General features: G+C 27.9%; 11 protein-coding genes and 1 tRNA gene. 5 read left to right on the top strand and 7 right to left on the bottom strand.

Features of this window, described 5'->3' with window-relative positions:
* Positions 1–72 precede the first annotated feature (72 nt).
* Entirely contained in the window at positions 73–339 is a 267-nt protein-coding gene (locus tag HMPREF2852_RS00500) for an acylphosphatase (protein WP_070605024.1), read from the bottom strand.
* Positions 340–454: 115 nt separating this feature from the next.
* Between HMPREF2852_RS00500 and HMPREF2852_RS00495 the strand changes: the two genes are divergently transcribed.
* The 3 genes from HMPREF2852_RS00495 to HMPREF2852_RS00485 all read left to right on the top strand — a co-directional run bounded on the left by HMPREF2852_RS00495 (position 455) and on the right by HMPREF2852_RS00485 (position 3,777).
* On the top strand, positions 455–2,992 hold the full coding sequence (locus HMPREF2852_RS00495) for a heavy metal translocating P-type ATPase (protein WP_070605021.1): 2,538 nt from the start codon (positions 455–457) through the stop codon (positions 2,990–2,992).
* A complete protein-coding gene (locus tag HMPREF2852_RS00490) occupies positions 2,992–3,261 on the top strand; it encodes a metal-sensing transcriptional repressor (RefSeq protein WP_004838968.1) in 270 nt (89 codons plus the stop codon). Before HMPREF2852_RS00495 ends, HMPREF2852_RS00490 begins: the two co-directional genes overlap by 1 nt.
* Positions 3,262–3,357: 96 nt before the next feature.
* A complete protein-coding gene (locus HMPREF2852_RS00485) occupies positions 3,358–3,777 on the top strand; it encodes an Asp23/Gls24 family envelope stress response protein (protein WP_019117548.1) in 420 nt (139 codons plus the stop codon).
* A 67-nt stretch (positions 3,778–3,844) separates the two neighbouring features.
* Here HMPREF2852_RS00485 and HMPREF2852_RS00480 read toward each other — a convergent pair whose 3' ends face one another.
* Positions 3,845–4,345: a QueT transporter family protein gene (locus HMPREF2852_RS00480; RefSeq protein WP_070605016.1), complete on the bottom strand. Its 501-nt coding sequence runs from the start codon at positions 4,343–4,345 to the stop codon at positions 3,845–3,847.
* Positions 4,346–4,520: 175 nt separating this feature from the next.
* Between HMPREF2852_RS00480 and HMPREF2852_RS00475 the strand changes: the two genes are divergently transcribed.
* A tRNA-Lys gene (locus tag HMPREF2852_RS00475) sits at positions 4,521–4,596 on the top strand.
* A 176-nt stretch (positions 4,597–4,772) separates the two neighbouring features.
* Positions 4,773–5,507, top strand: a complete 735-nt coding sequence (locus HMPREF2852_RS00470) for an ECF transporter S component (protein WP_070605014.1) — start codon at positions 4,773–4,775, stop codon at positions 5,505–5,507.
* Positions 5,508–5,547: 40 nt separating this feature from the next.
* Here HMPREF2852_RS00470 and HMPREF2852_RS00465 read toward each other — a convergent pair whose 3' ends face one another.
* The 5 genes from HMPREF2852_RS00465 to HMPREF2852_RS00445 all read right to left on the bottom strand — a co-directional run bounded on the left by HMPREF2852_RS00465 (position 5,548) and on the right by HMPREF2852_RS00445 (position 8,775).
* Positions 5,548–5,853 carry a DUF4298 domain-containing protein gene (locus tag HMPREF2852_RS00465; protein WP_070605012.1) on the bottom strand — a complete coding sequence of 102 codons (306 nt, stop codon included), beginning with the start codon at positions 5,851–5,853 and terminating at the stop codon, positions 5,548–5,550.
* Between the two features lie 112 nt (positions 5,854–5,965).
* Complete coding sequence (locus tag HMPREF2852_RS00460; protein ID WP_070605009.1) at positions 5,966–6,904, bottom strand: L-lactate dehydrogenase; 939 nt, start codon at positions 6,902–6,904, stop codon at positions 5,966–5,968.
* A 94-nt stretch (positions 6,905–6,998) separates the two neighbouring features.
* Positions 6,999–7,526: an NUDIX hydrolase gene (locus HMPREF2852_RS00455; protein ID WP_070605006.1), complete on the bottom strand. Its 528-nt coding sequence runs from the start codon at positions 7,524–7,526 to the stop codon at positions 6,999–7,001.
* Positions 7,527–7,613: 87 nt separating this feature from the next.
* Positions 7,614–7,889, bottom strand: coding sequence for a DUF1294 domain-containing protein (locus tag HMPREF2852_RS00450; RefSeq protein ID WP_070605003.1), 276 nt, complete (start codon positions 7,887–7,889; stop codon positions 7,614–7,616).
* Positions 7,879–8,775, bottom strand: a complete 897-nt coding sequence (locus HMPREF2852_RS00445) for an alpha/beta fold hydrolase (protein WP_070605000.1) — start codon at positions 8,773–8,775, stop codon at positions 7,879–7,881. The genes HMPREF2852_RS00450 and HMPREF2852_RS00445 overlap by 11 nt, the downstream gene beginning before the upstream one ends.
* Positions 8,776–8,798: the final 23 nt, after the last annotated feature.

The following is an 8,798-nucleotide window of genomic DNA, read 5'->3' as shown; positions in this document are numbered from 1 at the left end:
TTTTTCATCTACTTTGTCTACAGTCTGACTCTTGTATTTTTACAAGAGCCTTTTTTGATTACAATTTAATTTTTATGACAATTTAAATTTTTCCTCATTATTTATTAATTCTTTTTCTTTAATTTCTATATCATCAATTCTTATAAATCTATCCTTAGCCAATTTTTCCAAAAATAGATCTATTTTTTCTCTATCTCCTTGAATATTTAATTCAACATCTCCATCATATAAATTATTTACATCTCCAGTTAAGCCAAGTTCATTTGCAAGCAAATAAGATTTATATCTAAATCCAACTCCTTGTACTCTCCCTTTAAAAATCATATTGTATCTTTTCATTTTTTACTCCTTATTTATTTTCTACCCATCAAAATTAAAAAATATTTCTTTACAAAAATTATTATAAGCATATAATAAAAATAACACCCCCACACGGTGTTAGTTAGGAGGTAAAATGAAAGAACGCTTTGATGTTAGTGGAATGACTTGTGCATCTTGTCAGGCAAATGTTCAAAAAGCTGTCGAAAAACTCGGCGTTGATTTTGTAAATGTAAATCTTATTTCGGAAACCATGACTGTTTCTTATGATGATGGAAAAATTTCTGAAAATGATATTATAAAAGCTGTAGAAAAAATTGGCTATGGAGCAAAGCCAAAAAATAAAAATAATTTGAAAGAAAATAATAAAACTTTTGATGAAGAAAAAATTGTCAAAAACAGATTAATTATTTCTTTTATATTTTTGATTCCATTGATGTATATTTCTATGGGTCACATGATAAATCTTCCACTTCCTCATTTTTTAATGGGAGCGCGTGGCAGTGTAAACTTTGCTTTTTTGCAATTTTTATTAACCTTGCCAATAGTTTTTGTAAATAGAATTTTTTATATTTCTGGTTTTAAAGCTCTTTTTAACAAAGCATCTAATATGGATACTTTAGTAGGACTGGGCTCTTTTGCCGCATTGATTTATGGAATATTTGCCATAATGAGAATGGCTTATGGTCTTGGCTTTGAAAAATTTGAAATTGTAGAAAATTATAGACATAACCTATATTTTGAATCATCAGCAATGATTTTAACTTTGATTACTTTGGGAAAATATTTCGAAAAAAAATCTAAAGGTCAAACAAAAAAATCTTTGGAATCTTTGATGGATCTTGCCCCAAAAAAAGCTAGAATTTTAAAAGATAAAAATGAAGTAGAAATCTTGGTTGAAGATTTGAAAAAAGGAGATTTGATTTTGGTTAGACCAGGAGAGGCAATTCCTGTTGATGGAATTATAAAAGAAGGTTCATCTCTTGTTGATGAATCTGCAATAACTGGCGAATCAATTCCTGTAAATAAAAATATTGGAGATGAAGTTATTTCTGCAACTTTAAATAAACAAGGCTCTTTTATATTTGAAGCTACAAAAGTTGGAGAAGATACTACGCTTTCAAAAATAATTGAGCTTGTAAATCAGGCAAATGAAACAAAAGCACCAATAGCGAAACTTGCCGATAAAATTTCTGCAATTTTTGTTCCAACTGTAATGATAATTTCTTTAATTACTTTTGTAGTTTGGATGATTTTAGGATATGGTTTTGAATTTTCTTTAAATTTTGCAATTTCTGTTTTAGTAATTTCTTGTCCATGCGCCTTGGGACTTGCAACTCCAATGGCAATTATGGTTGCAACAGGAAAAAGTGCCCAATTTGGACTCTTATTTAAAAATGCAGAAAGCTTAGAAAATCTTCACAAAGTTGATACAATTTTACTAGATAAAACTGGAACAATAACCGAAGGAAGACCACAAGTTACTGATATAATTTCAGAAATTGATGAAAATGAATTTATAAAAATTGCAAGCTCAATCGAAAATAATAGTGAGCATCCCCTATCACACGCAATAGGTGAATATGCAAAAGCTAAAAATATTCAAGCAAAAAATATAGAAGACTTTGAAGCAATTTCTGGTAAAGGAATAAAAGCAAAATACGAAAACAAAATTTATTATGGTGGAAATATTTCCTTGATGAAAGAAAAAAATATAGATTTAAAATCCTATGAGAAAAAAGCTGATATATTTTCAAATGAAGGAAAAACTTCTATGTATTTTGCTGATGAAAAAAATGTAATAGGAATAATAGCCGTTCAAGATAAACCAAAAAATTTATCAAAAATTGCAATTGATGAAATGAAAAAAATGGGCTATGAAGTTAGGATGATTACAGGCGATAATGAAAAAACTGCTGAGGCAATAAAAAATGCCTTAAATATTGACGAAAAATACGCAGAAGTTTTACCCCAAGACAAGGAAAAAGAAATTAAAAATTTGCAAAAACTAGGAAAAAAAGTTTTGATGGTTGGAGATGGAATTAATGATGCGCCAGCCCTTGTTAGAAGTGATGTGTCAATGGCAATAGGAAATGGAACAGATGTAGCCATAGAATCTGCCGATATTATTTTAATTAACAATAATATTTTGGATATTGTATCAGCAGTAAAACTTTCAAAATCAACCATAAAAATCATTAAAGAAAATCTTTTTTGGGCATTTTTCTATAATATAATTGGAATCCCACTTGCAGCAGGTCTTCTCTATCCTGCTTTTGGATTAAAACTTTCCCCAATGTTTGGAGCCTTTGCCATGAGTTTTTCATCAATATTTGTATGTTTAAACTCACTAAGACTTAGAAAATTTAAAGCAAATTTTGAAAACGAAGAAAAAATAAAAGAAGAAATTGAAAAAGAAAAAAATAAAAATATAAAGGAGAAAAAAATGAACGAATTAAACAAAATGATAGTAAAAGTAAACCAAATGAGCTGTAACCACTGTAAAAATCGTGTAGAAGAAATTCTTAAAAATATTTCTGGAATTGAAAATGCCGAAGTTAATTTAGATGAAAAACTAGCTGAAGTCGATTACTTTGGATCTATTGATGAAAACGAAATAAAAGAAAAAATAAATGATGCTGGATATGAATTTGTTCGCATAGAATATAAATAATGCAAGCTGACAAAGATAAAACCCTAAGAAAATTAAAAACAGTCAGAGGACAGTTAGACGGACTTATAAAAATGGTTGAAGATGACAGATATTGTATAGATATTTCAAATCAAATAATGGCATCAATTTCAATTTTGAAAAATATAAATTCCGATGTCCTCTCCTCCCATCTTGAACATTGCGTCTACAAGGCACTTGATAAAAACAATGAAGATGGAATAGAAAAAATTGAAGAAATTGAAAAAATAATAAAAAAATTATCCAAATAATTTAAAATCTTTGTTAAAAATTGTTTATTTCGAAAAACTTCGGGTAACAATATAAGGTAAACAAGTTAGTAAGTTGAAATTTAAAAGGAGAAAATAATGGATAGAATTGAAAACAAAGAAATTCAAGCAGAATACGCAAACGAAGTAAGTGAATATACAATTAACGACAATGTAATAGCAAAAATCGCAAAAAAAGTTTTAACAAAAACAGACGGAATTTTAGAATTAAAAAAGAATGTATTTTCATCAATAGCTGATAACTTTACAGACGGAGAAAATACATCAGGAATTTCAATCGACGTTGACGATGCAAAAAATGCTGTAGTTCACACAAAAATAATTCTTGAATACGGCAAAAAAGCTCAAGAAGTATTCGCATCATTAGATAGAAATATCAAAAAAGAAGTTTATAGCCTAACAGGAATAAACGTTCAAGCAGTTAAAGCAGAAATAGTTGATGTTTTGACAAAAGAAGAATACGAAGAAAAAAATTCAAAAGATAAAGAAGAAAAATAAGTAAAAATATTTAAGGGACTATTGTAGAATTATGATTATTCATAATTTTTACAACAGTCCTTTTTTCTTAGAAATTTTTAATCATATTCATAAAAGCAGAATTATTTTCTAAAATTTTAAAAATAAAAATGCCAATTACAGATACAACAATAAATTCACTCATCATAAATTGTCCAAGCATAATAATGAAAGCAGTTGATGAATCTAACAAAATATAAGTTCCAATAGCTGGAATAACCATAGATAAAACTGGAAACAAAGATGCTATGAACAAATTTTTTTGTCTAATAATCATCATAAAAGCCAAAAAAGATGCGAAAGTTCCAAAAATCACATCAAACACAGCAATATCAGACGCAAAATTAGCCAAAAAACATCCCAATAAAAGTCCCGGAATAAATCTTTTGTTATAAAAAACCAAAAGAACTAAAATTTCACTAAAACGTAATTGGATAGGTCCGTACGCAAGAGATGGGAACATTAAAGTGATTATTGCATACAAAGCCGCGATCGCAGCTGACTTAACTAAAAAATTTGTATCCTTAAAATTATATCCTAGACTAGACATAAATACCTCCTTGATTTTTTTCGGATGGGTCCCAAGTAAACATCCACTACACATTATAGCATATACAAACTTAATAATGAAATTAAAACAAAAAGATTTATAATTTCACTATTAAAAATTTCCCCTTGTTGACAAAAAATTTATAAGATGGTATTATTAATAAGTCAGCAAGTTAGTGCCATTAGCTCAGTTGGTAGAGCACCTGACTCTTAATCAGGGTGTCCAGGGTTCGAATCCCTGATGGCGCACCAAATTTAACGCAGATTTTTATCTGCGTTTTTTTATTTTTATTTTTTTTATTTCATTTCTTATTGTTTCAAAAATGATTTTTGCAAACTTCTTAGTTAATTTTTAGACATTTTATTTTTTTGGTATATAATAATTATATAATGAACGACATCCGAAAGGAGTTGTATCAGGAGGTAATATGAATAATAAAGAAAAAACTCGTAAAATGGTAACTGTTGCTATGCTTGGAGCAATCACTATGGTTTTAGGATTCACTCCGATGGGATACATTCCCCTAGGTCTAATTAATATTACGACCATGCACATACCAGTTATTATAGCTGCAATTTTGGAAGGACCAATCGTTGGTGGTCTTGTGGGATTTATTTTCGGTCTATCTTCGATAGCAAATGCTATGCTTAGACCTGGTCCAATTTCATTTGTTTTTTATAATCCAATAATTTCAGTTTTGCCAAGAATTTTAATAGGAATTTTTGCAGGACTAACTTTTAAAGGATTAAAAGACAAAAATAATGAAAGAATCAGAAAAATTTCTTTGATTTTGTGGACAATTCTTACAGGATTTTTAATTTATTTGGTTTTTTATAATTTGACTCATCAAGCAAAAATATATCAAATTGTAATATCTATAGTAATAACTATAATTGCTATTTGTATGCTTTATTTAACTTATAAAAATAAAAATTCAAATCTTTCTGTAGCTATTGCATCTTTTGTTGGAACAATGACTAATACTCTTTTTGTTATGGGTTTTATTTATTTGTTTTATGCAGAAAAATATGTAACAGCCTTGGGTATTTCTGTTGAGGCTGCAAGAAGTACAATTTTTGGTGCAATAATTACAAACGGACTTCCAGAAGCTATTATGTCAATAGTTTTGGTTTCTGCGATTGTAAAAGCTGTAAAAAGATAATAAAAAAATCCCTCAGTAAATTTTTTGCTGAGGGATTTTTTTAATTATTTTTAATTATTTCTGTTGCAAGCTCAAGCATATCAACTGCCAAATAATAATTATCTCCTAATAAATCATAAACTAAATCTTCTGAAAAAATTCCTTGGCTAATTTCCGAATCAATTTTTCCTTGATTTGATTCTTCTAAGTCTTTCATATATTCTTCTGACGAATAATAATCGGATAATTTTTTATAATCTTTTTGGCTGTTTTTAAATTTTTCAAGTGCCTTTCTAAAATCTTCTACTTCTTTGGTGTTTTTGTTTAGAATTTCTTCCATTTCTTTTATTTTATTTATATCTGCCATTTTAGCCTTCCTTTTTCTAAATTGTTCATATTTTTATTACCCAATTTTAATATTTTCAATTATAAAAAACTGTTACAAAATTATAAATAACAATCCTGCAACAGTTCTCTTTCTATATATTTGATTTATTTATTATTTCTTTTAATGTTTTTGCGCTTTCTTTCATTCTTTCATCTTCTATATCAGTAAGTGGCACTTCAAGAACCCATTTTACTCCATTTTTTCCAATAACTGATGGAGCTCCAATAAAAATATCTTCTAAACCATATTCCCCATCAAGATATGATGAAGTAGAAAATACAGAATTTTGATCGTTTATAATTGCTTCAACAATTCTAGCAAGCGCCATGCCTATTCCATAAAAAGTTGCTCCTTTTTTATCAATTATTTCATAAGCTGCATTTTTTACTTTTTCAAAAGTATCTAAGAGTTCTTTTTCGTCAGTTTCGCTGTGGCTTTTAACCCATTCATACAAAGGCATTCCACCTACATTTGTGTGTGACCAAACTGCAAATTCGCTATCTCCATGTTCTCCCATTATAAAAGCTTCAACGCTTCTTGGATCAATTCCTATTAAATTTGCAATTTCTTTTTTAAATCTTGAAGAATCAAGAGTAGTTCCTGTGCCTATAACTTTATTTGCTGGAAATTTTGAATATTTCCAAGTTGCATAAGTCAAAATGTCAACTGGATTTGATGCAACTAAAAATATTCCATAAAAACCGCTATCTACTATTTGTCCAATCATATCTTTAAAAATTTTAAGATTTTTTTCAATTAAATCAAGTCTAGATTCTCCAGATTTTTGTGGAATTCCAGCTGTAATTACAACTATTTCTGCATCTTTACAATCGCTATAATCTGCCTTGTAAATGTGTTTTGGATTTGTAAAAGAAAGCACATCGGAAAGATCCATGGCATCTCCCTCTGCTTTTTTCTCATTTATATCTATAATTCCCAATTCTCTTCCAATACCAAGAATTGTAGAGGCATAAGCAAAAGAACTTCCTACAGCTCCGTCGCCAACTAAAATTATTTTACTATCTTTCATTATTCCTCCTAAAAATTTTATTCCTAGTTTTTTACTCTGATTTATAAAATTATTATACGCTTTTTTGAGGAAAATGATAATAATTATTAATTATTTAATCATTAACAAATAAATTTGAATTGTTTCTTAAATAAAATAGCAAATTAATATAATCTTTTTGATAAGGAACGAATTCTTTTTCGTCAATAATTTTAATTAGCTCATTTAAACTTACAAATTTTGCATCAGAAACTTCTTCTTTTTGCAATCTTAATTTATTTAAATCTATATTTTTATTACTTATTATAAAGACATCATCAATTCTAAATCCAGTATTTACCGAAATATTTGGATAAGATTTTGAAAAATCATATTTTATTCCAAGTTCTTCAAATAATTCTCTGGATGCAGCTGTTTGCGAACTTTCTCCACTTGATACCGCTCCTGAAACTGTCAAGTCCCATAAATTTGGCCAAGATTTTTTTGTTTTACTTCTTTTTTGAATCAAAAGTCTTCCCTTTTTATCAAAAATTAAAACATGGATGATAAGTCGATAAAGACCTCTTGGCACAATATCTCTTCTTTCTATAATATCTCCAGTTTTATTTCTAAAATTATCGTACAAATCTACATACTCTTTCATCATTTTCTCCTTTATACATTAACTTATTCTTACCCTATTTGACAATTTAAAAGCGACAAATAATTGCCGCATTTAAATAATTTTATTTTAAATTCTATTAAATAAATAAAATCCAAGAAAAATATGTAATCCTATAAAAATTGGAATGCCTATCATAAATTTTTTGTGACGAGTTTTATGATGAATTAATTTCATGGTAATATACATAAAAAACGCTCCTCCCATAAAGGCAAATAGCAAAAGAATATCCTCCCTTATTCTATTTCTTTTAAATTTTTTTGAAGCAATTTTATCATAAATCACAAGAAAAATCGAAATTAAGGATACAAATATAAAATAAATTATTAAATACTTAATTTTCATTTTTTATCAAATCTTCAAAAATTTCTACAAATTTTTCTTTTTCATCTACAAATACAGCATGACCAGAATTTTCAAATTTTATAAAATTAACCTTGTTTGGAAAATATTCAATACTTTCTAAAGCATCGTCAATTGGTATAACCATATCTTTGTTTCCATGAATCCATGTAACTTTTTTATTTATTTTTTCAATCAATCCACTTCCTTTTTCTTTCGTGTTATTGTAGGTTACCATAGAAAGCAGAGATTCCAAAAAACACCTTTGTTTTAGAAAATCTTCAGCCATTTTCCTTAAATCATCAGGATTTGGATCGTTGACATTATAAATTGTTTGCCTAAATAAATCTTCAAAAAAATCAATATCCTTATCTTTTATTCCATTTAAAATAGGAACAGTAAAAGAATGATCGTGTTTAATGTTAAAATTTTTCAAAAAATTAGGAAGTTTTAATTTTTTATCTTCATCATTTACATCTTTATCTTTTGGCATAACAAAACCCTTAACTCCAACAGAAGCTATCAAAATTAATTGCTTTATTTTTTCAGGAAACATTCCTGCAAAATCCATGGCGACAAGTCCACCCAAAGACCAGCCTACAAGAGAAAAATTATCTATATTCAAAGAATCAGCAAAATATTTCAAATCCTCTGCCCACTCTTTCATTTCCTTGTGCTTATTTTCATAAGAGCTTTCCCCGTATCCAATTAAATCTGGAGCAAATACTTCAATTTTTTTATCAATATTTTCCAATAAATCTTCAAAAAATTGGGAAGATGATTGAAAACCGTGAATCAAAATAACTTTATTTTCTCCACAGCCCACATGTCTATAAGCCATGGTCTCGCCATTATCCAATTTTATTTTTTTAAAATCAATTTTACTCATTTTTTCCTCTGTTTTTATATAAT

The sequence above is a fragment of the Anaerococcus sp. HMSC065G05 genome (genome assembly GCF_001812365.1).
Classification (GTDB): domain Bacteria; phylum Bacillota; class Clostridia; order Tissierellales; family Peptoniphilaceae; genus Anaerococcus; species Anaerococcus vaginalis.
The sequence above is the reverse complement of the archived record's forward strand: the minus strand, read 5'-3'. Positions and strand labels throughout refer to the sequence as shown.

Bases quoted from the DNA above. Each gene is read 5' to 3' on its own strand.
- HMPREF2852_RS00500 (WP_070605024.1), bottom strand. From the start codon at position 339: ATGAAAAGATACAATATGATTTTTAAAGGGAGAGTACAAGGAGTTGGA.
- HMPREF2852_RS00495 (WP_070605021.1), top strand. From the start codon at position 455: ATGAAAGAACGCTTTGATGTTAGTGGAATGACTTGTGCATCTTGTCAG.
- HMPREF2852_RS00490 (WP_004838968.1), top strand. From the start codon at position 2,992: ATGCAAGCTGACAAAGATAAAACCCTAAGAAAATTAAAAACAGTCAGA.
- HMPREF2852_RS00485 (WP_019117548.1), top strand. From the start codon at position 3,358: ATGGATAGAATTGAAAACAAAGAAATTCAAGCAGAATACGCAAACGAA.
- HMPREF2852_RS00480 (WP_070605016.1), bottom strand. From the start codon at position 4,345: ATGTCTAGTCTAGGATATAATTTTAAGGATACAAATTTTTTAGTTAAG.
- HMPREF2852_RS00470 (WP_070605014.1), top strand. From the start codon at position 4,773: ATGAATAATAAAGAAAAAACTCGTAAAATGGTAACTGTTGCTATGCTT.
- HMPREF2852_RS00465 (WP_070605012.1), bottom strand. From the start codon at position 5,853: ATGGCAGATATAAATAAAATAAAAGAAATGGAAGAAATTCTAAACAAA.
- HMPREF2852_RS00460 (WP_070605009.1), bottom strand. From the start codon at position 6,904: ATGAAAGATAGTAAAATAATTTTAGTTGGCGACGGAGCTGTAGGAAGT.
- HMPREF2852_RS00455 (WP_070605006.1), bottom strand. From the start codon at position 7,526: ATGAAAGAGTATGTAGATTTGTACGATAATTTTAGAAATAAAACTGGA.
- HMPREF2852_RS00450 (WP_070605003.1), bottom strand. From the start codon at position 7,889: ATGAAAATTAAGTATTTAATAATTTATTTTATATTTGTATCCTTAATT.
- HMPREF2852_RS00445 (WP_070605000.1), bottom strand. From the start codon at position 8,775: ATGAGTAAAATTGATTTTAAAAAAATAAAATTGGATAATGGCGAGACC.